We start from the raw sequence: 21999 nt of genomic DNA, 5'->3' as shown, positions 1-21999 counted from the left end.
GCGCGGGCCGAACGCCATCTTCGGACCGCGAGGACGCAACGCATCATGACCGCCCCGAACGCTCCCCATGACACCGCCCGCATCCTGGTCGAGGCGCTCCCCTACATGCAGCGCTACGACGCCGCGACGGTGGTCGTGAAGTATGGCGGCAACGCCATGGGGGATTCCGACGCCGCCCGCTGGTTCGCGCAGGACGTCGCGATCCTGAAGGAGGTCGGCATCAATCCGGTGGTGGTGCACGGCGGCGGCCCGCAGATCGGCCGCATGCTCGACCGTCTCGGCATCAAGAGCGAGTTCAAGGCGGGCCTGCGCGTCACCGACAAGGCGACCGTGGAGATCGTCGAGATGATCCTCGCCGGCGCGATCAACAAGAACATCGTGGCCTCGATCAACGCCGAGGGTGGGCGCGCCATCGGGCTGTCGGGCAAGGACGGCGGCATGGTGTTCGCCCGCAAGGTCAGCCGCAGCCTGATCAACCCGGAGACAGGCCAGGAGGAGGTCGTCGACCTCGGCTTCGTCGGCGAGCCGGCGGAGGTCGACCGCACCGTGCTCGACTGGGCGATCACCTCGGACTTCATCCCGGTCGTCGCCCCGGTCGCGGGGTCGGCCGACGGGCGCGAGACCTACAACGTCAACGCCGACACCTTCGCGGGCGCGATCGCCGGCGCGGTCGGGGCCAAGCGCCTCCTGATGCTGACCGACGTGCCGGGGGTGCTGGACCGCGACAAGAACCTCATCCAGCAGCTGTCGGTCGAGGAAGCTCGCCGGCTGATCGCCGACGGCACCGTCTCGGGCGGCATGATCCCGAAGGTCGAGACCTGCATCTACGCCGTCGAGCGCGGCGTGGAGGGCGTCGTCATCCTCGACGGCAAGACCCCGCACGCCGTGCTGATGGAGCTTCTGACGCCCGGCGGCGCCGGCACGCTGATCACGCGGTGAGCAACGTCGTCGATTTCCGCAAGGCCCGGAAGAAAAAGGCTGAGCCGAAACCCACGCCCGGCGCGCCCAAGCGACGCTCGGCGGGCGAGTTCGCGTTGGCCGTCGGCCTCACGGGCGTGGCCATCTTCCTGGCGCCGACGTTATGGACGGGCGTCCCGGCGCCTCTCCTGGCGGTGGTCAACCTTCTCGTCGCCGCGGTCTACGTGCAGCAGGGTCCCCGGCTGCTCGCAGGCCTTTGGATCGCGCTGTCGTTCGCCGTTCTCGCGGTCTTCAGCGAGGCGTCGCCGGTGGCCTATGCGCTCGGCGTGGCGCTCGCGACCTTCGGTTGAACGGGCGGCCGCGCGGCCTTGGAAAAGCCGCGAGCCGGGCCCACCTAAAATCGTTCATGAACGAGCGCCATGCTGCGCGCTCGATCTCCTCGTGGACGCCCCCTGAATGACGTGCTCGCCCGCATGAACGACCTGCCCGATCCCGCCGCCCTGGGCCGCCTTGCGGCGCATGCGGTCGTGGCCGAAGCCAAGGGCTTCGACCACGTCGACACCTGGGTGTTCGATCTCGACAACACGCTCTATCCCGCCTCCGCGGGGCTGTTCTCTCTGATCGACGCCAAGATGACGGCCTTCATCGCCGGCCGCTACGGCATCGACGGCCTGTCGGCCCGCGCGCTTCAGAAATACTACTACCGCACCTACGGCACGACGCTGCGTGGCCTGATGACGGAGGACGCGCTCGACCCGCACGCCTTCCTCGCCTTCGTGCACGACATCGACCATTCACTGCTGACGCCCGCGCCCGACCTCGCCGCGGCGATCGCGCGGCTTCCCGGCCGGCGCTTCGTCCTGACCAACGGATCGCGGCGCCACGCCGAGAACGTCGCGGGCAAGCTTGGCCTGCTTGAGCTGTTCGACGACGTGTTCGACATCGCCGCGTCGAGCTTCGTGCCGAAGCCGGACCAGTCCGCCTACCAGACGTTTCTCGACCTCCACGGCGTGGAGCCGCGTCGGGCGGCCATGTTCGAGGACCTGTCGAAGAACCTCGTCGCGCCGCATGCGCTCGGCATGCGGACGGTGCTGGTCACCCCCAAGCCCGGCGAGCCGGATCTGGGAGAGCGGTTGACGGCGGCGGACGACGACCGCGGCGGCCCGCACGTGGACCACGTGACGGACGATCTGACCGGGTTCCTGTCGGCGCTGGCGCTCGTCGCCGCCGACTAGTCCTCGCGCGTCAGGCTTTGGTCGACCACGCCGCAGCTTGCGGGGAAGGGCGCGTCTCGTCATCTTGACGCTCCGGCGCCAGCAGAAGCGCCGCCGCCCCCCGGGAGCCCCTCGCGACGATGGAAACGCCTACCGACTTCGAGGTCGCGGACGACGCGCCGAGCGCGCGCGCGGCCGAGACCGAAGCGATGGTCCGTGCGGCTTGGCTGTACTTCATCGGCGAGATGAACCAGAGCGAGATCGCCGACCGGCTGGGACTCTCGCGCGTGAAGGTCAATCGGCTGATCGCCGCCGCCCGCAGCGAGGGTGTGGTCGACGTCCGCATCGTCCATCCGTCGATCGCGCTGATCGAGCTCGAGAACCGGATGTGCCACGCCTACCAGCTCGATTCGTGCCGGGTCGTTCCGGCCGCGGGGGAGGGCGGCGAGTCGGAGATCGACAAGCGCTTCGTCGCCATCGCCGCCGCGGAGACGCTGGCCCGCGGCGTGGCGCAGAAGCCGGACGGCGTGTTCGCGCTGTCCTGGGGCACGACCATGGCGGCCGTCGCCCACGCCTACCGCGGGGCCCGCGCGCCGCGCGCCCGCTTCGTGTCGGTCATGGGATCCCTGACCCGCAAGGCGGCGTCGAACCCGTACGAGGTGGTCCACCGCATCGCCGAGCGCACCGGCGGCGAAGGCTACTTCATTCCGGCGCCCTACCTCGCCGACACGATGGCCGATCGCGAAGTGTTGATGGCGCAGCGCACGGTGCGGACCTCGCTCGACCTCGCCCGCTCCGCCGACCTCGCCATGAGCGGCGTCACCGAAGCGACGCCGAACTCCTTCCTCGTGGCGCAGAAGCTCGTGACCATCGAGGAATTGGAGGACTGCCGGGCGAACGGCGCGGTCGGCTCCTTCGCCGGCCTGTTCTTCGACCGCGACGGCCGGTTCGTGGACTGCGACGTCAACCGCCGCCGGGTCGGCGTGTCCGGCGAGACGTTCCGCGGGCTGAACACCGTCGGGATCGCCGCAGGCCGCTCCAAGATCGAATCCGTGCTGGCCGCCCTTCGGGGCGGCGTGTTCCGCCACCTCGTCACGGACGAGACGGTCGCCCTGGGGCTGCTCGCCGAGGCGGGGTGACCGCTCGGATCACCCGCGTGCGGCCAGCGCCTTCGCCCGGATGGCGCTGAGCGTCGTCGTGGGCGAAATCGCTTCCGGGTCGAGCTTCACGTGGATCAACGCCGGCCGACCGGCGGCCCGCGCCTCGGCGAAGGCCGCCGCGAACGCGCCGCGCTCGGAGACCGTGAAGCCCGCCGCGCCGTAGGCGCGGGCGAGCGCCGCGAAGTCGGGGTTCTCGAGCGCGGTACCGAACGGCGCTCCGGGATACTCCCGCTCCTGGTGCATGCGGATCGTGCCGTACTGGCCGTTGTCGACCACCACCACCACGATCGCGAGCCCGTACTGGGCGGCGGTCGCCAGCTCCTGGCCCGTCATCAGAAAACAGCCGTCGCCCGCGAACGCCACGACCTCCCGGTCCGGGAACAGCCGCTTGGCGGCGACGGCCGCCGGCACGCCGTAACCCATGGAGCCGGACGTCGGCGCCGCCTGGGAGCCGTACGCCCGGAAGCGGTGGAAGCGGTGGATCCAGGTGGCGTAGTTGCCGGCGCCGTTGCAGATCACCGCGTCCGCGGGCAGGGCGCGCAGCGTCTGCACCACCTCGTCCATCTGGACGGCGCCGGGATGTTCGGCGGCGGCCTCCGACCACGCGAGGTAGTCGGCGTGGGCGAGCGGCGTGTCGTCCTCCCAGGCGATGCGATTCGGCGGCTGGACGCCCTCGAGCGCCGCGGCGAAGGCGTTGGGGGAGGCGTTGATCGCAAGGGCCGGCTGGTAGACGCGGCCGAGCTCCAGCGGATCGGCGTGCACATGCACCAGCGTCTGCCGCGGGGAGGGCACCTCGAGCACGGTGTACCCCTGGCTCGGCATCTCGCCGAGGCGGCCGCCGATGAGCAGCACGAGGTCAGCCTCCGTCACCCGCGCGAGCAGAGCCGGGTTCGGCCCGATCCCGAATTCGCCCGCATAGGAGGGGTGATCGGCCGGAAACAGCATCTGCCGGCGGAAGGTGACGGACACCGGCAGCTTGAAGCGCTCGGCGAAGCGGGCGAGGCTCTGCACGGCCTTCGCCGACCAGCGCCCTCCGCCCACCAGCGCGATCGGCCTCTTCGCCGCCCACAGCAGCTTCTGGAGCTGCGCCATGTCCGCAAGGCCGGGCCAGGTCTCGGCGGGCACGACGGCGGCCGCGTCGGCGACCGTGGCGATCTCCGTCAGCATGTCCTCCGGCAGCGCGACCACCACCGGCCCCGGCCGTCCCTGCGTCGCGGTGCGGATCGCGCGCGAGATCAGCTCGGGGATGCGGGCGGGGTCGTCGATCTCGACCGCCCACTTGGCGAGGCCGGCGAAGGTCTCGCGGTAGTCGAGCTCCTGGAACGCCTCGCGGCCGCGGAACCCGCGTTCGACCTGCCCCACGAACAGCAGCAGCGGCGTCGAGTCCTGCATCGCGACATGCAGGCCGCTGGCGGCGTTGGTCGCGCCGGGGCCGCGGGTCACGAAACAGACCCCGGGCTTGCCCGTGAGCCGTCCGGCCGCGTCCGCCATCATGGCGGCGCCGCCTTCCTGCCGGCAGGTGATGAAATCGAAGCCGCCGCTCGCCCGCATGGCCTCCAGCACGGCGAGATAGCTTTCGCCCGGCACGCCGAAGGCCATCGTCAGCCCGTTCGCGCGCAGGGCGTCGACAATGATTTCCGCGCCGGTGCGCGGGTGTGCGGATGCAAGCATCGGCCAGCCCCCTGAACCGCCGCGTCGACGGGACGCGACTCATCACGCTGGCTGTTTTAGCCGTTTTCTCCGGAGGACGCCGTCCGCGAGCGACGGGGCGCGCCCGATCGGAACGCGATATCGCCCGCCATCTCGCTCCAGCGCCGCGCGGCGAAGGCGCGGTAGAGATCGAGCTCGATCGGCGACGCCGCGCTGTCGGGAACCACGGCGGAGGCGGCCAAGGGGTCCTGCGGTCGCCAGGTGCGGACGGGATGATCCCGGGCGAAGAGACGTTCGGCAAGCTCCTCGACGGCGTTTGGCGGCAGTTCGGAGTTCATGCGACCCCCATCTCGGACGTTTCCGTGAGGGCAACGCGGGCGACGGACATCGGTTGCCAAAACCGAGCGGCAGGGTGAACGGCGGGTTAACCGCTGGCGACATCCGGGCCGGCCGCCGTTCGCGCACGAAAAAGGGGCTCCGGCGTCGCTCCGAAGCCCCTGAAACTCGCCTCCAGCCGCAGCGGCTGGTCAGTCGTCGCGGTAGACCTTCTCCCGACGCTCGTGACGCTCCTGTGCCTCGATCGACAGCGTCGCGATCGGGCGCGCCTCGAGGCGGCGGAGAGAGATCGGCTCGCCGGTCTCCTCGCAATAGCCGTAGGACCGGTCGTCGATCCGCTCGAGGGCTGCGTCGATCTTGGCGATCAGCTTGCGCTGGCGGTCGCGGGCGCGAAGCTCGATCGCGCGATCGGTCTCCGACGATGCGCGGTCGACGATGTCGGGGTGGTTCTGGTTCTCGTCCTGCAGGTGCTCGAGCGTCTCGCGGCTCTCGCGCAGGATCTCTTCCTTCCAGTCCAGCAGCTTGTTCCGGAAATAGACGCGCTGCCGGTCGTTCATGAAAGGCTCGTCCTCGGACGGCCGGTAGTCGGTTGCCAAATCGACGCTCATTGATCAGCCTCTGGCTTTGCCGCTCGCAGGGTCCCGATGGCGCGGAATATAGCCATCCGACCATCCGACCACAATCACGGAATTTTCCGAGAAGTGCCTGATATATAACAGGTTTTTCAAAATACGGAAAAACCCTGACGCTGGATCATGCACAAACCGAGCCGTTTCAGCCCCGCCGTTTGGCGAGTTCGACCCGCACGCGCAGGTCGATGGCCGCGAGCGTGTCGTCGAGCCCAGGGTCGCCGGTGCGCTCCCGTCCGCCGTCCAGCCGCGCGGACATCGTCGCCAGCGCGCGGTCGTCGACGCGGCCGTCGAGAAGCGCGAGCTTCAGCGCGTCCAGCGAGTCGAGCAGGCCCCGGCCGCGCTTCACGGCCTTCCTGCGGCGCTCGGTCGGCGTTTCGATCATCTCCTGGAGCGCGATGAGGGCGTCGAGCGACGGCGCGGCGCGCAACGGCGCCGCTCCCCGCGCGGCCTCGCCGCCCTGGGCGTCGGGCAGGCGGAACGCGCCCCCCGCCGCGGGCGTCCGTTGACCGCTCATCGGCGACGCCGTCGCCCGCCCCAGACCATCGACCCGCATTGTCGCCCGCCCCAGCGTCCGGATCTTGCCCGGTCCCCGAAGTGACCGTGCCGGATTATGCTTAACCGCCGGTTAACCGGGCGGCAAAAACTGCCGGGCGGAGGTTGCTTCTTGCCGGGCCAGATCGGGCGCCCGCGGTTGCGCCGGTCGGCTGCGCGCCAAGAAAATCAAGGACTCCCGGCCGCGGCATGGTCCTCGCATTGCAAGCGGCAGAAGACCGTCTCCCGTCAGGGTCCCACGCCGCGATGCCCCGTTCCGCCCGTTCCTTCACAGCTCTCGCCGCCGCTCTCGCGATGGGGCTGGCGCCGCTCGCCCCGGCGCAGGCCGCGGACCCGGCCGAGGGCGTGGCGGTGCGCGGCGTGCGGGCGGAGCGGATCGCGCGCGCCGAGACGGCGAGGCCCTCCGAATCGCGCGCCGGCCCCTCCGTCGACATCGGCGGGCGAGGGGGCGCGACCTCCCGCATCAAGGATCTCACCGACGTCGAGGGCGTGCGCGAGAACCAGCTCGTCGGCTATGGGCTTGTGGTCGGCCTGAACGGCACAGGCGACAGCCTCAACGCGGCGCCCTTCACCAAGCAGAGCCTGCAGTCGATGCTGGAGCGGCTCGGCGTCAACACCCGCGGCGCGACGTTGCGCACCAAGAACGTCGCGGCCGTCATGGTCACCGCCAATCTGCCGGCCTTCGGCACGCAGGGCACCCGCATCGACGTCACGGTCTCCGCGCTCGGCGACGCCACCAGCCTGCAGGGCGGCACCCTCATCGTCACCCCGCTGATGGGCGCCGACGGCGAGGTCTATTCGGTCGCGCAGGGGTCGGTCGCGGTGATCGGCTTCAACGCGCAGGGCGAGGCGGCGCAGGTGGTGCGCGGCGTGCCGACGACGGGCCGCATCTCGAACGGCGGCCTGATCGAGCGCGAGATCCCCTTCACCCTGGCGAACCAGACGACGATCCGGCTCGCCCTGCGCAATCCCGACCTCACCACCGGCCGGCGCATCGCCTCGGCGATCAACTCCTTCATCGGCCCCAACGTCGCCGAGCCGATCGATCCCGCCACCGTCGCCCTGAACGTTCCCAAGGCCTATCACGGCAAGATCATCCAGCTTCTGACCGAGGTCGAGCAGCTCAGGGTCGAGCCGGACCAGATCGCGAAGATCGTCATCGACGAACGCTCGGGGATCATCGTGATGGGCCAGGACGTCCGCGTCTCGACCGTCGCGGTGGCGCAGGGCAACCTCACCGTGACCATCACCGAGGATCCGGTCGCGAGCCAGCCGGAGCCGTTCTCGAACGGCGAGACGGTGGTGACGCCCCGGACCACGGTGTCCGTCGACACCGACGCCAACCGCCGGCTCGCGGTGCTGCGCGAGGGCGTGAACCTCAGGCAGCTGGTCGACGGGCTGAACGCCATCGGCGTCGGCCCGCGCGACCTGATCGCGATCCTTCAGGCCATCAAGGCCGCCGGCGCCCTGCAGGCCGAAATCGAGGTGATGTGATGGCCGCAGCCGCATCCGCCGCCGGAGCTTCGACGTCCGCCGCGCAGACCGTCTACGCCGCGCATCCGCAGGCGAAGGCGGCCTCCAAGCTCGACGCCGCGGCTCAGGACTTCGAGGCCGTGTTCCTCACCCAGATGATGCAGTCGATGTTCACCGACGTCGGCGAGGACGGCCCGCTCGGCGGCGGCGCGGGAACGGACGCCTACCGCTCCATGCTCGCGGACCAGTACGGCCGGAACATCGCCGCCTCCGGCGGGGTGGGCATCGCCGCGCAGGTCCGCTCCGAACTTCTGGCCCTTCAGCAAGGAACGTGACGCAGATGCTGTCCCGCCGCCGCTCCGTGCCCGCCGTCGCAAAGCCGCAGCTCACCATCGCGGAGGCCGCGGATCGGCTCGCCCGGATGTCGCAGACGGTGGCGCGCCTCACGGCGGTGATCGTCGAGGAAACCTCCCTGCTCAAGGCGGGCAAGTACGCGGCGGCGAGCGCTCTCGAGGCGCGCAAGGGCGAGCTGTCCAGCCGCTATGTGATGGACGTGGACGCCGTGAAGGCGAGCGGGGACCAGGTCGCGGCGCAGCCCGCGGAGGTTTTGGAGGAGGCTGAGGCGCTTCACCTCGCCTTCCGCCAGGCGCTCGACGAGAACCTGGCGGTGCTCGGCGTCGCGCGGTCGGTGGCGGAGAGCCTGATGCGCGGCGTCGCCCAGGAGCTCGCGGCCCGAAACGCGCCCACGACCTACGACGCCCGCGGCGGCGCCTATGGCCGTCCGCAGGCCGCCGCCCCCATGACTTTGTCGCGTCGAAGCTGAGTTTTTAAGCGAAGTTTTAACGGCTCGCAGGCTCCCGCGTTAACCCAACCTCCTAACGCGGCCTTAACACGCCCCCCGCTATGACTCTGGACACGCGGTCATTTCGTCCGCGCATTCGGAGCAGGGAGGACGCGATGGATGCCGCAATCGGTACGCTGAACTCGTCCGCCGTGACCCGCGCGGCCCCCGTCATGGAGACGGCCCAGCGCGGCGCGCAGCAAAGCCCCTCTCCGACGCCGGCCGCGGCCTCCCCGGAACCCGCGAGCGAGCGACGCATCGAGCTCGACTACGAGACGGGCAGCCTGATCTACCGCATGATCGACGTGACGAGCGGCGCGACCGTGCGCCAGACGCCCGACGAGGCGCGGCTCAAGCTGCGCGCCTACATCGACGGGATCGACGCGCCGCGGTCCGATCCGCACGTCCAGCGCCTCGCCTGAGGCCGAGCCGGCCGACGCTTCCGTCGTGCTGACGGCTGTTTCCGTTCTCCAGGTTGATCCAGGCGTCACGCCCTGGCGTCAGGAGCCGTCGTGAGGCGAGCGCCGCGCGTGCGGAGCTCAGGGCTGTCGGGGCAGGAAGTCACGCGCTCCAAACGCCCGCGGATCTCAGTTCTTGAGGCCTTCGGCGACGTTGCGGTTGATCGAGATCAGGGCGGTCATCCCCGCGGCCTCCGGGTTGATCTCGATCCGCGAAGAGCGGTTCAGCGAGAACAGCGCGATGCGCCGCAGGTTGGCCTTGGTCTCGGCGTCGAGCGGATTTTCCGCCCGCATCACGCTGCTCAGAAAGATCGTCCAGAGTTTCCGGTTGAAGGTCGCCGCCTCACGCGCCGCCTTGCGGTCGAACGGTTCGGTGTTCTGGATGGCGGTGAAACGGGCGGCGGCCCTGAGAAGAAGCTGCGCGTCGCGCTCACGCGGGTTCGCCGTCCTCTGCGCCATCCGAGCGTACGCCTGCGCGCCGTTCTGCATGCTCGAAAATTCCCTTTTCATGCGCGACCAAGGTCCGCGCCTCACGGAAAGCTTTGTAAAGCGATCCCGTTAAAACGTGGTTATTGATCCGGTCGACGATGGGAAGCATGCTCGGCGCCGCGCGCACCGCGTCGCGCGTAAGCGTCGTGTAGATCTTCGCGACTTTGTCGATCGACCCGGACAGATACATCATCTGGACCGCGTAGTAGATGCGCTTGGCCGGCGTATCGGCGTCCTTTTCCTTGAGGATGTCGCGCTCCCGCAGCACGGGATCGGAGCCGTCGATCAGGAGCTGGGTGCGCGCCGCGCCGTTGGTGACGACGGAACGGCCGATAACGATCCGCTCGCCGGGCTTCAGTTCGACTTTCAGGGTCATGGCAACCTCTCGTCCAAGCCGATTTTCGTCCAAGCCGATTTTCGTCCAAGCGACGAGGCCCCAAACGACGAGCGGCGGAACCAGAGGTCCCGCCGCTTCGTCTCCGAGCCTGCGCCGCGCTTACTGCAGCAGCTGGAGAACCGCGGATTCCTGCTGGGTCGAAATCGACAGCGAGGAGACGATGAGCGACTGGCGGGTCTGCAGGGTCGCCAGGTTCGCCGCTTCCTCGTTGGTGTCGGCGCCCGTCAGCGCCAGCGCGCCGTCTTCGAGGGTGCCGATCATGCTCTTGGTGAAGTCCTCGCGGGTCTGCACGATCTGCAGCTGCGAGCCGAACTTGGCGGACTGGTCCTCGACCGTCTGCATTGCGGCCTCGATCCGGTCGATGACCTTGTTGATCGAGTCCGAGTCGTAGAAGTCCTCGGCGCTGATGCTGTCGAGGCCGAGCCCCGCGGCGCTGAACTCCACGCCCTTGACTTCGAGCGTCGAGGATCCGTTCTCGTTGAAGACGATGTCGAGGTCGTCGCCGTTGAGCAGGTTGACGCCGTTGTAGTCCGAGTCCTGGGCGAGCTTGAGGATCTCCTCCAGCGCGGAATTGTAGTCGTCGGCGTAGTTCGAGCGCACTTCGGCGGCGCTCTGGTCCAGCACCGGGGCCGAGAAGGCGCCCGAGGCGAAGGCCGCGGCGGCGCCGACGGCGGAGCCGGTCGCAACCTTCGGCACGTCGTTCGCGATCGCGTTGGTGGTCTCGAACACCAGCTGGGCGTTCTCTTCGCCCTCGTTGTCGACCGACGCCTGAAGCTGGATGTCGTTGGTCTTCAGCCAGCTGTTGAGTTCGTCGATGGTGTCGACGTTGTTCGCGCCCTTCGACGAGGCGAAGGTGACGGTCTTCAGCGCCCCGTACTTGTCGGAGAAGGTGAGCGTGGTGTCCTTGAGCGCGCTGGCGCCGGAGGTCGTGGTCGCGAGCGTGCCGTTGGTCGAGGAGACCGAGGTGGCCGTCGCGCCGTCGGCGATGAGGCCGAGCGAGTCGAGCAGCGTCGAGTCGCCGCCGATGTTGATGTCGTCGCCGCTCTCGAGCTCGAACTCCAGGACGCCCGCGTTGTCGGTGACGCTGAGCCCGGTGATGTTGAGCGAGTCGATCTTAGTCTTGACCTGGGCCGCAGTGTCGTTGGCCGAGATGTTGACCGTCGCGCCGTTGACCGTGAGCGCGCCGCCGGAATGGGTGGCGTCCGTCGCTTCCACGCCGGCGAAGGTCGTGGCGACCGCTGCGGTCGTCGTGTCGTTCGACAGCAGGTTGTCGCCCTGCAGGCCGCTCATCACCACCGACTTCAGCTGAGCCTTGGTGTCGACCGCGAGTTCGGACTGCTGGGCGGAGCGCGCCGTGGACTTCAGCGACTCGAGGATGTCGCTGATGCCCTTGATGCCGTTGTCCGCGGCTTCGAGCGTCTGGACCGAGTTCGACACGTTGTCGAGCAGGGTGCCGAGATCGCCGGAGCGTCTCTCCAGCGACTTCGCGGTGAAGAAGCTCGAGGGGTTGTCGAGGGCCGAATTGACCTTCTTGCCCGTCGAGAGACGTTCTTCGGTACGGTTCAGCAGCTCGGTGGTCGACTGCATCGTGCGCAGGTTGGACCGGACTGCAGAGTTCAGAGCGATGTCGGCCATCGGGAGGCTCCAGGAACGACGCGTCGCACAAGGCGTTTGACGGTGAACATAGTCCGTTAACCTTAATCAGGAGTTAAGGTTAACGGCTTGCTAAGCGCGCCGCGTCGATCCGGCGCCCGCCAGCGCCGGTCCGAAAATATAATATATATCAATGTGTTGGGGTTGGATCGCGGATCGGGCGACCCGCCGCGACGTTCGAACGTCGTCAGCGACTTGCGACGGTCGCACACCGGCGAAGACGTCGCCCGAATCAGCGGTCGGAAACGCCGAAAACGGCGGGAGCCGAAGCTCCCGCCGCGGGGCTGTCCGCGAAAGGCGGGCCGCGATTACTGGATCAGCTGGAGGACGTTCTGTTCCTGGCTGGTGGAGATCGAAAGCGAGGAGGTGATCAGCGACTGGCGGGTCTGGAGGGTCGCCAGGTTGGCGGCTTCCTCGTTGGTGTCGGCGCCGGTGAGGGCGTAGGAGCCGTCCTCGAGGGTGCCGATCATGTCCTTGGTGAAGGACTCGCGGGTCTCGACCACCGAGAGCTGCGAACCGAGGCGCGAGGACAGGCTGTCGAGCGAGTTGAGCGCGTCGTTCAGTTTGCCGACGACCTTTTCGATCTTCGAGGAGTCGAGGAAGCTCTCGATGTCGATGTCGTCGAGCGAGAGCACGTCCATGATATCGACGCCGCCGATCTCCAGCTTGGACGAGCCGTCCTCGTTGAAGGTGACCGACAGGTCGTCGCCGTTGAGCAGGTTGACGCCGTTGTAGCTGGCGTCCTTGGCGAGCTCGGAGATCTGGGACTTCAGGTCGTTGTAGTCGTTGACGTAGTCCTGGCGGGTCGACTTGCCGTCGTCGTCGAGAACCGCTTCGGCGGTCGTCGAGGCGCTGGAGGCGAGGTCGAACACTTCGCCGGCGGCCGCGGTGCCGTCGGTGCTCACCGCAGTGCCGCCGATCGTCAGGTCGGACGACCCGTAGGCGTTGGTGGTCTCGATCGTCAGCTTGCCGTCGCTGGTGAGCGAGGCCTTGGCGTTGGAGTCGGCGAGCGCCTTGTTCAGTTCGTCGAGCGAGCTGACCTCGCCGTCGCCGTTGCCGAAGGTGATCGTCTTCTTCGAGCCGTCGCCGACGGTGACTTCCAGCGTCTTGCCGGTGAGGCCGGACTCCGAGTTGGTCGTGCCGGCGGTGAGGCCGAGCGCGGTCAGGGTCGCGGCGGTCGAGCCGGAGCCGACCTCGAGCGTCTCGCCGGCCTTGGCCGAGAGCTGCAGCTTGCCGTCGTCGCCGAGCGTGGCGGTGACCCCGGTGTCGGCGGTCTTGGCGTTGATCTTGTCGACGACGTCCGTGCCTTCGTCGGCGGCGGCGATCGCGATGGTCTCGCCGTTGATCACCAGGTTGCCGGCGTCGCCGGCGGCGGCGGTGAAGGCGGAGAGGTCGGCCGTGCCGTCAACCTCGGCGCCGGCGCCGAGCAGGTTCGACGAGCTCGCGCCGGTGATGGCGCCCGAGGTGAAGCTCGCCTTGGCGGCGATCGCCGAGTCCGACTGCTGGGCCGAGCGGGCGGTCGACTTCATCTGGGTGACGAGGTCGGAGATCGCCGAGATGCCGTTGTCTGCGGCTTCGATGGTCTGGACCGACGACGACACGCTGTCGAGCAGGTTGGAAAGGTCGCCGGCGCGGCGGTCGAGCGACTGGGCGGTGAAGAAGCTCGAGGGGTTGTCGAGGGCCGAGTTGACCTTCTTGCCGGTCGAGAGGCGCTCCTCGGTCCGGGCCATCAGGTCCGTGGTGGACTGGAGGGTGCGGAGGTTCGACCGGACGGCCGAATTGAGCGTGACGTCAGACATGTAAGGGCTCCTGTTCTGGGAGACTTCGATTGGCCTCGTCCTGAGGCGCACCCGGAAAATCGGCCGTCGGCGCTTAAGCGGGGGTTAAAGTTAACTGGCCTCCTCCGGCCCCCGCCGGATTTCAAAAGTCATGGTTACGGAATGGTTTAGGCAACGCCGAAAGCGGCGGGAGCCGGAGCTCCCGCCGCTGGTCGGTCGGTTGGGATGCGTCGATCAGCGCAGCAGCTGGAGGACGTTCTGTTCCTGGCTGGTGGAGATCGAAAGCGAGGAGGTGATCAGCGACTGGCGGGTCTGGAGGGTCGCCAGGTTGGCGGCTTCCTCGTTGGTGTCGGCGCCGGTGAGGGCGTAGGAGCCGTCCTCGAGGGTGCCGATCATGTCCTTGGTGAAGGACTCGCGGGTCTCGACCACCGAGAGCTGCGAGCCGAGGCGCGAGGACAGGCTGTCGAGGTTGTCGAGAGCCGAGCCGAGAGTGTCGATCACGTCGTCGATCTTGGACGAGTCCAGGAAGTCGTCGATCGAGATGTCGCTCAGGCCGATCTTCTCCATGATGTCGACGCCGCCGATCTCCAGCTTGGACGAGCCGTCCTCGTTGAAGGTGACCGACAGGTCGTCGCCGCTGAGCAGGTTGACGCCGTTGTAGCTGGCGTCCTTGGCGAGCTCCGCGATCTGGGACTTCAGGTCGTTGTAGTCGTTGACGTAGTCCTGGCGCACCGACTTGCCGTCGTCGTCGATCACCGCCGAAGCGGTGGCGGCGGCGGAGGAGGCCAGGTCGAAGACTTCGCCGGTCGCGGCCGAGCCGTCGGTGCTGACCGCCGTGCCGCCGATCGTCAGGTCCGCCGAGGCGTAGGCGTTGGTGGTCTCGATCGTCAGCTTGCCGTCGCTGGTGAGCGAGGCCTTGGCGTTGGAGTCGGCGAGCGACTTGTTCAGCTCGTCGAGCGAGCTGACCTCGCCGTCGCCGTTGCCGAAGGTGATCGTCTTCTTCGAGCCGTCGCCGACGGTGACTTCCAGCGTCTTGCCGGTGAGGCCGGACTCCGAGTTGGTCGTGCCGGCGGTGAGGCCGAGCGCGGTCAGGGTCGCGGCGGTCGAGCCGGAGCCGACCTCGAGCGTCTCGCCGGCCTTGGCCGAGAGCTGCAGCTTGCCGTCGTCGCCGAGCTTGGCGGTGACGCCGGTGTCGGCGGTCTTGGCGTTGATCTTGTCGACGACGTCCGTGCCTTCGTCGGCGGCGGCGATCGCGATGGTCTCGCCGTTGATCACCAGGTTGCCGGCGTCGCCGGCGGCGGCGGTGAAGGCCGAGAGGTCGGCCGTGCCGGCCACTTCGGCGCCGTCGCCGAGCAGGTTCGCGGAGCTCGCGCCGGTGATGGCGCCCGAGGTGAAGCTCGCCTTGGCGGCGATCGCCGAGTCCGACTGCTGGGCCGAGCGGGCGGTGGACTTCATCTGGTTGACGAGGTCGGAGATCGCCGAGATGCCGTTGTCCGCGGCTTCGATGGTCTGGACCGACGACGACACGTTGTCGAGCAGAGTGCCGAGGTCGCCGGCGCGGCGGTCGAGCGACTGGGCGGTGAAGAAGCTCGTCGGGTTGTCGAGGGCCGAGTTGACCTTCTTGCCGGTCGAGAGGCGCTCCTCCGTCTGGGCCATCAGGTCCGTGGTGGACTGGAGGGTGCGGAGGTTCGACCGGACGGCCGAATTGAGCGTGACGTCAGACATGTAAGGCTCCTGTCCTAGGAGACTGCGGGATACGCCTCGTCCTGAAGCGCATCGGGACCCTCGGGCTCGGCGGCCTAATCGGAAGTTAATTCGAGCCGAGACCTGCCGAAGCAACGCGATGAATCAAGATGGATGGTTACGAGAATATGCGAATCCATCGAAGATAATTACCTAAGATGGTTTCCGTGGATTCATGATGTACGGATGTTAACCACGGCGCGGCCCAAGACCTATGGTTAACGCGGAGGTAGCCTTAACGGGGTGCGAACGCGCGTCGCCGTCGAGGGGCGCCCTGAGTTTGAAGGGACGCGCGGCCCCCGAGCGCCTCGCGGCGCAAAAAGGCCCGCCGGGAAGGCGGGCCTCGTGACGTCTTGCGCGTTACGGAGAGAGCGGAGGCTCTTACTCGATGGTCTGGCCGGTCTGGGACCAGTCCGCGACGAACTGGTCGAGCCCCTTGTCGGTCAGCGGGTGCTTCACGAGCCCCTTGATGACGGCCGGCGGGATCGTCGCCACGTCGGCTCCCGCCAGCGCGGCGAACTTCACGTGGTTGCTGTTGCGCAGCGAGGCCGCCAGAATCTCCGTGCCGAGCTCCGGATAGTTGTCGAAGATCGTGCGGATGTCCTGGATCAGCTCCATGCCGTCGATCCCGGTGTCGTCGAGCCGTCCGACGAAGGGGGAAATGAACGTCGCGCCAGCCTTTGCGGCGAGAAGGGCCTGCACGGCGCTGAAGCACAGCGTGACGTTGACCATCGTGCCCTCGTCCGCGAGCGTGCGGCAGACCTTCAGTCCGTCCCAGGTCAGCGGCACCTTGACGGTGACGTTGTCGGCGATCTTCGCGAGAATGCGCCCTTCGCGCAGCATGCCGTCGTAGTCCAGGGCGGCGACTTCGGCCGACACCGGACCTTCGACGATCTCGCAGATCTCGGCGATCACCTCCTTCATCGGGCGATTGGCCTTGAGCATCAGAGACGGGTTCGTCGTCACGCCGTCCAGAAGACCGGTCGCGGCGAGTTCGCGGATCTCGTTCACGTCCGCGGTGTCGACGAAAAATTTCATTGAAGAGGACCTCTTTCAAAATGGCTTCGGCGCGCATGCGCTGTTTGTCTGGAAGTGGGTCCGTTCCGGGGAGTTGCAAGGCGAGCCGGCGGGACCCTCCCGCCCGCCGGGCACGGGCCGCGCCGCTTGACGGCGTGCGCGCCGGGGGGAGAAGAGGGCGTCCCCAAGCTCCGGCCGAGGCCCCGCTCATCTCCACCTTCGCGCCCCCCACCGTCGAGGTTCTGCTGCCGGTCGGGCTCGACCGCGCGCTGACCTACGCGGTGCCGGAGGGCGTCGCGGTCGGTCCGGGGGCGCTGGTGATCGCGCCGCTCGGACGCCGGCTGGAGCTCGGCGTCGTCTGGGACGGCGCGCCGCCGCAGGTCGACGCCTCCCGCCTGAAGACGCTGGAGGGCGTCGTCGACGCTCCTCCGCTGTCGGAGGCGATGCGGCGCTTCGTCGACTGGATCGCGGAGTACACGCTCGCGCCGCGCGGCCAGGTGCTGCGCATGGCGCTGCGCGGGCTTGATCTCGGCGCAGCCGAGCCGAAGCCGAAGATCGGGGTGCGGGCCACGGGGCAGGCCCCCTCCCGCCGCACGCCGGCCCGCGACAAGGCGCTCGCCGCAGCCTCCGACGGCCGCGTCCGCGCGAAGGCCGAACTCGCGGAGGCCGCGGGCGTCTCGACCTCGGTCGTCGACGGGCTGCTCGCCGACGGCGCGCTGCAGGCGGCGACGCTGCCGCCGCCCCCGCGTCCGCCGCAGCCCGACCCCCACCGCCCTGGTCCGCCGCTCTCCGACGCGCAGGCGTCCGCCGCCAACGCCCTTGCCGCGCTCGCCGGCGCCCGCCGGTTCCATGTCGCGCTGGTCGACGGGGTGACCGGCTCGGGGAAGACGGAGGTCTACCTCGAAGCCGTCGCGGCCGCCCTCAAGGCCGGCCGGCAGGCGCTGGTGATGGCGCCCGAGATCGCGCTGACCGGCGCGCTGCTCGACCGCTTCGCCGACCGCTTCGGCGCGCGCCCCGCCGTCTGGCACGCGAGCGTGGGCGACAAGCGGCGGTCCGCCGTGCGCCGGGGCGTCGCCTCCGGCGAGATCCGCGTGGTGGTGGCGGCCCGCTCGGGCCTCTTCCTGCCCTTCGCCGACCTTGGCCTCATCGTCGTGGATGAAGAGCACGACGCCTCCTACAAGCAGGAGGAGGGCGTCTTCTACAATGCGCGCGACATGGCGGTGCTGCGCGGGCGCTTCGAGCAGGCGGCCGTGGTGCTCGCCTCGGCGACGCCGTCGCTCGAGAGCCGCGTCAACGCCGAACGCGGGCGCTACGCCAAGCTCGCGCTCCCCGACCGCTTCGGCGGCCGCGCCCTGCCGCGGATCGAGGCGATCGACATGCGGACCGCCGGCCCGCCGCGTGGGCAGTGGCTCGCGCCGAAGCTGGTCTCCGCGATGATCCAGACGCTCGCGGCCGGCGAGCAGACCCTGCTGTTCCTCAATCGCCGGGGCTATGCGCCGCTGACGCTCTGCCGCGCCTGCGGCCACCGCATGAAGTGCCCGAACTGCTCGGCCTGGCTCGTCGAGCACCGGTTCCAGGCGCGGCTGGTCTGCCACCACTGCGGCCACACCGGCCCGACGCCCCGGTCCTGCCCGTCCTGCGGGACCGCCGACGCGCTGGTCGCCTGCGGGCCCGGCGTCGAGCGCATCCGTGACGAGGCGCAGGCGCGCTTTCCCGAGGCCCGGATCGCGATCCTGTCGAGCGACCTGATCGCGGGCGGCGAGGCGCTGCGCGCGGAACTGGACGCCATCGCCCGGGGCGACGTGGACATCGTGGTCGGCACGCAGATGGTGACCAAGGGCCACAATTTTCCGAATCTCACCCTCGTCGGCGCCGTCGACGCCGATTTCGCGCTGGGCGCGGCCGACCCGCGGGCGGGTGAGCGCACCTTCCAGATTCTCGAGCAGGTCGCCGGCCGCGCCGGCCGCGGCGACCGGCCGGGCCGCGCGCTGCTGCAGACCCACGAGCCGGAGCACCCCGTGATCAAGGCGCTGGTGGCCGCCGACCGGGAGGGGTTCTACCGTGTCGAGACCGCCGCGCGCCAGGCGGCCGGCATGCCGCCGTTCGGCCGGCTCGCCGCCCTCATCGTCTCCGGGACGACCCGCGAGACGGCCGAGGCGCACGCCCGCGTCCTCGCCCGCGCGGCCCCGAAAGCGGAGGGAGTCCGGGTGCTCGGGCCGGCCGAGGCGCCGCTCGCGATGGTCCGCGGCCGGCACCGCATTCGTCTGCTGGTGCAGGCCGGCCGGGAGGTCGACGTGCCGGCCTATCTCCGCGCCTGGCTCGCCGCCGCGGCCGCGCCGCGGGGCGGGGTGCGGGTCGCGGTCGACGTCGATCCCCAGAGCTTCGTGTGACGCCCGCGACCGCTTCGATGGTGTGACATTGTGTCGATCGCGGCCGCGCGCGGGGACGGGCTCGAGCCCGATCGCTATGTTCTTGGCGCGATAGAGTTTTTGTGAGCTTCGCCACAAGTGCGCCACGATGTTGCGCGCTCGGAGGAGGCATGTTAGTCAACCGCCGTCTCGCGAGGCCCTCGGTCCCGCGACATGGTTCAAGTCTGACCGTCAAGGTCGGCATTTCCGGGAGGTTACGGAGCGCTCGCTCCGGTTTCAGCCCTAGGCTCCAACCAGCGAGAGTGCGCTCGGTGGCAGGTAAAGACACCATCGTGTCCGGAATGGCGGGACGCTACGCGTCCGCCCTGTTCGATCTCGCCGTCGAGGCGGGACAGGTCGACGCCATCGCGGCGGACCTCGAGAATCTGTCGGCTCTGATCGCCGAAAGCGACGACCTGCGTCGCCTGATCAAGAGCCCGGCCTTCTCGGCCGACGAGCAGGAGAAGGCGATCGCGGCGGTGCTCGACAAGGTCGGCGTCGCCAGCCTCACCTACAATTTCGTGAAGCTCGTGGCCCGCAACCGCCGCCTGTTCGCGATCGAGAGCATGATCCGCGGTTACAAGGCGCTCGTCGCGACCTCGAAGGGCGCGGTCAGCGCCGAGGTCACGGTCGCCGAGCCGCTGTCGGACGGCCACCGCGCCGCGCTCACCAAGGCGCTGGCCGACGTGACCGGCAAGACGGTGGACTACGAAGTCAAGATCGATCCCAAGATCCTCGGCGGCATCATCGTGCGGCTCGGCAGCCGCATGGTCGACGCGTCGCTTAGAACCAAGCTCAACGCCATTAAACTTGCGATGAAAGAGGTCGGCTGATGGACATTCGCGCCGCCGAGATTTCCGCGATCCTGAAGGATCAGATCAAGAACTTCGGCCAGGAGGCCGAGGTCTCGGAAGTCGGACAGGTTCTCTCCATCGGCGACGGCATCGCCCGCGTCTACGGCCTCGACAACGTCCAGTACGGCGAGATGGTCGAGTTCCCGGGCGGCGTGCGCGGCATGGCGCTCAACCTTGAAGAGGACAACGTCGGCGTCGTCGTGTTCGGCGCCGACCGCGGCATCTCCGAGGGCGACACCGTCAAGCGCACCGGCGCCATTGTGGACGTGCCGGTCGGCAAGGGCCTGCTCGGCCGCGTCGTCGACGCGCTGGGCAACCCGATCGACGGCAAGGGCCCGATCGTCGCCGAGAAGCGCTCCCGCGTGGACGTGAAGGCGCCGGGCATCATCCCGCGCAAGTCCGTGCACGAGCCGATGCAGACCGGCATCAAGTCGATCGACGCGCTCATCCCGGTCGGCCGCGGCCAGCGCGAGCTGATCATCGGCGACCGCCAGACCGGCAAGACCGCCGTCGCGCTCGACGCCATCCTGAACCAGAAGTCGATCAACGCCTCGGGCGACGAGAAGCAGAAGCTCTACTGCGTCTACGTCGCGATCGGCCAGAAGCGCTCCACCGTCGCGCAGTTCGTGAAGGTGCTCGAGGAGCAGGGCGCTCTCGAGTATTCGATCATCGTCGCGGCGACCGCGTCCGACCCGGCCCCGATGCAGTTCCTGGCGCCCTTCGCCGGCTGCGCCATGGGCGAATATTTCCGCGACAACGGCATGCACGCGCTGATCGTGTACGACGATCTGTCGAAGCAGGCCGTGGCCTACCGCCAGATGTCGCTTCTGCTGCGCCGTCCGCCCGGCCGCGAGGCCTACCCGGGCGACGTGTTCTATCTCCACTCGCGCCTGCTCGAGCGCGCCGCGAAGCTCAACGACGACAACGGCGCCGGTTCGCTGACCGCGCTGCCCGTCATCGAGACGCAGGCGAACGACGTGTCGGCCTACATCCCGACCAACGTGATCTCGATCACCGACGGCCAGATCTTCCTGGAGTCCGACCTGTTCTACCAGGGCATCCGCCCGGCGGTGAACGTCGGCATCTCGGTGTCGCGCGTCGGCTCCTCGGCCCAGATCAAGGCCATGAAGCAGGTGGCCGGCAAGATCAAGGGCGAGCTCGCGCAGTACCGCGAGATGGCCGCCTTCGCGCAGTTCGGCTCCGACCTCGACGCCTCGACCCAGCGCCTGCTGAACCGCGGCGCGCGCCTCACCGAGCTCCTCAAGCAGCCGCAGTTCTCGCCGCTGCGCGTGGAGCAGCAGGTGATCGTGATCTACGCCGGCACCAACGGCTACCTGGACAAGCTGCCGCTCGACAAGGTGCGCAGCTACGAGACCAAGCTGCTCGACCTCTTCGAGGGCAAGCACAAGGACATTCTCGAGACGATCCGCACCTCCAAGGAAATGTCCAAGGAGACGCTCGAGAAGGTCAAGAACGCGATCGACGCGTTCACGGCCTCGTTCTCGTAAGAGCTCGGTCAAGGGAGTCCGGGCCACGTCATGGCGAGCCTCAAGGATCTAAGAAACCGCATCGCCTCCGTTAAGGCGACGCAGAAGATCACCAAGGCCATGCAGATGGTCGCGGCGGCGAAGCTCCGTCGCGCCCAGCTGGCGGCCGAGGCGGCGCGCCCCTACGCCGAGCGCATGGAGCGCGTGCTCGCCAATCTCGGCGCGAACCTGAAGAATTCGCCGGACGCTCCGCTGTTGCTCACCGGCACCGGGTCCGACAAGCGTCATCTTCTGGTCGTGGCGACCGCCGAGCGCGGCCTCTGCGGCGGCTTCAACGGCTCGATCGTGCGCCTCGCGCGCCTTCACGCCGATAAGCTGATCGCCGAGGGCAAGGAGGTCCAGTTCCTCTGCGTCGGCAAGAAGGGCGCGGAGCTGCTGCGCCGGAACTACGGCGGCCTGATCCGCGAGAAGATCGAGTTCCCGGCCAACCAGACGCCGTCCTTCGCCTCGGCGGACGGGGTCGCCACGAAGGTGCTCGAGCTCTACAAGGCCGGCGAGTTCGACGTCGCCACCCTGTTCTTCTCGCGCTTCCGGTCGGTGATCTCCCAGACCCCGACCGCCCAGCAGATCGTGCCGGCCGAAGTGCCGGAGCCGGTCGAAGGCGCGGACGCGCCGGACGGCGCGCTCTACGAGTACGAGCCGTCCGAGGAGGAGATCCTCGACGAGCTCCTGCCGAAGAACGTGGCGATCCAGATCTTCAAGGGGCTTCTCGAGAACGCCGCCTCGGAGCAGGGCGCGCGCATGTCCGCGATGGACAACGCGACCCGCAACGCCGGCGAGATGATCAAGAAGCTGACGCTGACCTACAACCGGACCCGCCAGGCGCAGATCACCAAGGAGCTGATCGAGATCATCTCCGGCGCCGAAGCGCTTTGACGA

At 68.8% G+C, this 21999-nt stretch carries 22 protein-coding genes; 12 read left to right on the top strand and 10 right to left on the bottom strand.

The features are described from left to right. Positions 1-45 precede the first annotated feature (45 nt). From argB to JOD31_RS08120, 4 genes are all read left to right on the top strand, one after another. Positions 46-939: an acetylglutamate kinase gene (gene argB, locus JOD31_RS08135; protein WP_204949827.1), complete on the top strand. Its 894-nt coding sequence runs from the start codon at positions 46-48 to the stop codon at positions 937-939. Continuing rightward, positions 936-1268 (top strand): hypothetical protein, encoded by a 333-nt coding sequence (locus JOD31_RS08130; RefSeq protein ID WP_204949825.1) that lies wholly within the window; start codon positions 936-938, stop codon positions 1266-1268. Before argB ends, JOD31_RS08130 begins: the two co-directional genes overlap by 4 nt. Positions 1269-1391: 123 nt before the next feature. Continuing rightward, positions 1392-2153, top strand: coding sequence for a pyrimidine 5'-nucleotidase (locus JOD31_RS08125; RefSeq protein ID WP_204949823.1), 762 nt, complete (start codon positions 1392-1394; stop codon positions 2151-2153). Positions 2154-2272: 119 nt separating this feature from the next. Continuing rightward, complete coding sequence (locus JOD31_RS08120; RefSeq protein ID WP_204949822.1) at positions 2273-3271, top strand: sugar-binding transcriptional regulator; 999 nt, start codon at positions 2273-2275, stop codon at positions 3269-3271. Between the two features lie 9 nt (positions 3272-3280). On the opposite strand, the gene JOD31_RS08115 is transcribed toward JOD31_RS08120, so the two are convergent. The 4 genes from JOD31_RS08115 to JOD31_RS08100 form a co-directional block, all read right to left on the bottom strand. Then, the gene (locus tag JOD31_RS08115; protein WP_204949820.1) at positions 3281-4963 is read right to left on the bottom strand and encodes a thiamine pyrophosphate-binding protein; all 1683 of its coding nucleotides are present in this window, start codon (positions 4961-4963) and stop codon (positions 3281-3283) included. 56 nt (positions 4964-5019) lie between these two features. Continuing rightward, positions 5020-5280: a hypothetical protein gene (locus tag JOD31_RS08110; RefSeq protein ID WP_204949818.1), complete on the bottom strand. Its 261-nt coding sequence runs from the start codon at positions 5278-5280 to the stop codon at positions 5020-5022. Positions 5281-5469: 189 nt separating this feature from the next. After that, complete coding sequence (gene dksA, locus JOD31_RS08105) at positions 5470-5886, bottom strand: RNA polymerase-binding protein DksA (protein WP_020187667.1); 417 nt, start codon at positions 5884-5886, stop codon at positions 5470-5472. 166 nt (positions 5887-6052) lie between these two features. Further along, entirely contained in the window at positions 6053-6463 is a 411-nt protein-coding gene (locus JOD31_RS08100; RefSeq protein WP_271206108.1) for a flagellar assembly protein FliX, read from the bottom strand. Between the two features lie 245 nt (positions 6464-6708). On the opposite strand from JOD31_RS08100, the gene JOD31_RS08095 reads away from it, so the two are divergent. The 4 genes from JOD31_RS08095 (at position 6709) to JOD31_RS08080 (ending at position 9198) form a co-directional block, all read left to right on the top strand. Further along, positions 6709-7956: a flagellar basal body P-ring protein FlgI gene (locus JOD31_RS08095; protein ID WP_246482393.1), complete on the top strand. Its 1248-nt coding sequence runs from the start codon at positions 6709-6711 to the stop codon at positions 7954-7956. Then, on the top strand, positions 7956-8270 hold the full coding sequence (locus tag JOD31_RS08090; RefSeq protein WP_204949814.1) for a rod-binding protein: 315 nt from the start codon (positions 7956-7958) through the stop codon (positions 8268-8270). The genes JOD31_RS08095 and JOD31_RS08090 overlap by 1 nt, the downstream gene beginning before the upstream one ends. 5 nt (positions 8271-8275) lie before the next feature. After that, positions 8276-8758, top strand: a complete 483-nt coding sequence (locus JOD31_RS08085) for a hypothetical protein (protein ID WP_204949813.1) — start codon at positions 8276-8278, stop codon at positions 8756-8758. A gap of 134 nt (positions 8759-8892) precedes the next feature. Then, positions 8893-9198, top strand: coding sequence for a hypothetical protein (locus JOD31_RS08080; protein ID WP_204949812.1), 306 nt, complete (start codon positions 8893-8895; stop codon positions 9196-9198). Positions 9199-9363: 165 nt separating this feature from the next. Here JOD31_RS08080 and JOD31_RS08075 read toward each other — a convergent pair whose 3' ends face one another. From JOD31_RS08075 to fsa, 6 genes are all read right to left on the bottom strand, one after another. Continuing rightward, positions 9364-9693, bottom strand: coding sequence for a flagellar biosynthesis regulator FlaF (locus tag JOD31_RS08075; protein ID WP_020187673.1), 330 nt, complete (start codon positions 9691-9693; stop codon positions 9364-9366). After that, on the bottom strand, positions 9665-10099 hold the full coding sequence (locus tag JOD31_RS08070; protein ID WP_204949810.1) for a flagellar biosynthesis repressor FlbT: 435 nt from the start codon (positions 10097-10099) through the stop codon (positions 9665-9667). The genes JOD31_RS08075 and JOD31_RS08070 overlap by 29 nt, the downstream gene beginning before the upstream one ends. 120 nt (positions 10100-10219) lie before the next feature. Continuing rightward, positions 10220-11755, bottom strand: coding sequence for a flagellin N-terminal helical domain-containing protein (locus JOD31_RS08065; protein WP_204949809.1), 1536 nt, complete (start codon positions 11753-11755; stop codon positions 10220-10222). A gap of 326 nt (positions 11756-12081) precedes the next feature. Further along, positions 12082-13572 (bottom strand): flagellin N-terminal helical domain-containing protein, encoded by a 1491-nt coding sequence (locus JOD31_RS08060; protein WP_204949807.1) that lies wholly within the window; start codon positions 13570-13572, stop codon positions 12082-12084. A 213-nt stretch (positions 13573-13785) separates the two neighbouring features. Beyond that, on the bottom strand, positions 13786-15276 hold the full coding sequence (locus JOD31_RS08055) for a flagellin N-terminal helical domain-containing protein (protein WP_204949805.1): 1491 nt from the start codon (positions 15274-15276) through the stop codon (positions 13786-13788). 399 nt (positions 15277-15675) lie between these two features. Further along, positions 15676-16332 carry a fructose-6-phosphate aldolase gene (gene fsa / locus JOD31_RS08050; protein ID WP_204949803.1) on the bottom strand — a complete coding sequence of 219 codons (657 nt, stop codon included), beginning with the start codon at positions 16330-16332 and terminating at the stop codon, positions 15676-15678. 188 nt (positions 16333-16520) lie between these two features. Between fsa and JOD31_RS08045 the strand changes: the two genes are divergently transcribed. The 4 genes from JOD31_RS08045 (at position 16521) to JOD31_RS08030 (ending at position 21996) form a co-directional block, all read left to right on the top strand. Continuing rightward, positions 16521-18701: a primosomal protein N' gene (locus tag JOD31_RS08045; protein WP_204950411.1), complete on the top strand. Its 2181-nt coding sequence runs from the start codon at positions 16521-16523 to the stop codon at positions 18699-18701. A 290-nt stretch (positions 18702-18991) separates the two neighbouring features. Further along, entirely contained in the window at positions 18992-19552 is a 561-nt protein-coding gene (locus JOD31_RS08040) for a F0F1 ATP synthase subunit delta (protein ID WP_204949802.1), read from the top strand. Next, positions 19552-21081 (top strand): F0F1 ATP synthase subunit alpha, encoded by a 1530-nt coding sequence (gene atpA, locus JOD31_RS08035; RefSeq protein ID WP_204949801.1) that lies wholly within the window; start codon positions 19552-19554, stop codon positions 21079-21081. Before JOD31_RS08040 ends, atpA begins: the two co-directional genes overlap by 1 nt. 30 nt (positions 21082-21111) lie before the next feature. Continuing rightward, positions 21112-21996, top strand: a complete 885-nt coding sequence (locus JOD31_RS08030; RefSeq protein ID WP_204949800.1) for a F0F1 ATP synthase subunit gamma — start codon at positions 21112-21114, stop codon at positions 21994-21996. Positions 21997-21999: the final 3 nt, after the last annotated feature.

The organism is Methylopila capsulata (assembly GCF_016907975.1).
GTDB lineage: Bacteria > Pseudomonadota > Alphaproteobacteria > Rhizobiales > Methylopilaceae > Methylopila > Methylopila capsulata.
This window is presented reverse-complemented; position numbering and strand designations above follow the sequence as displayed.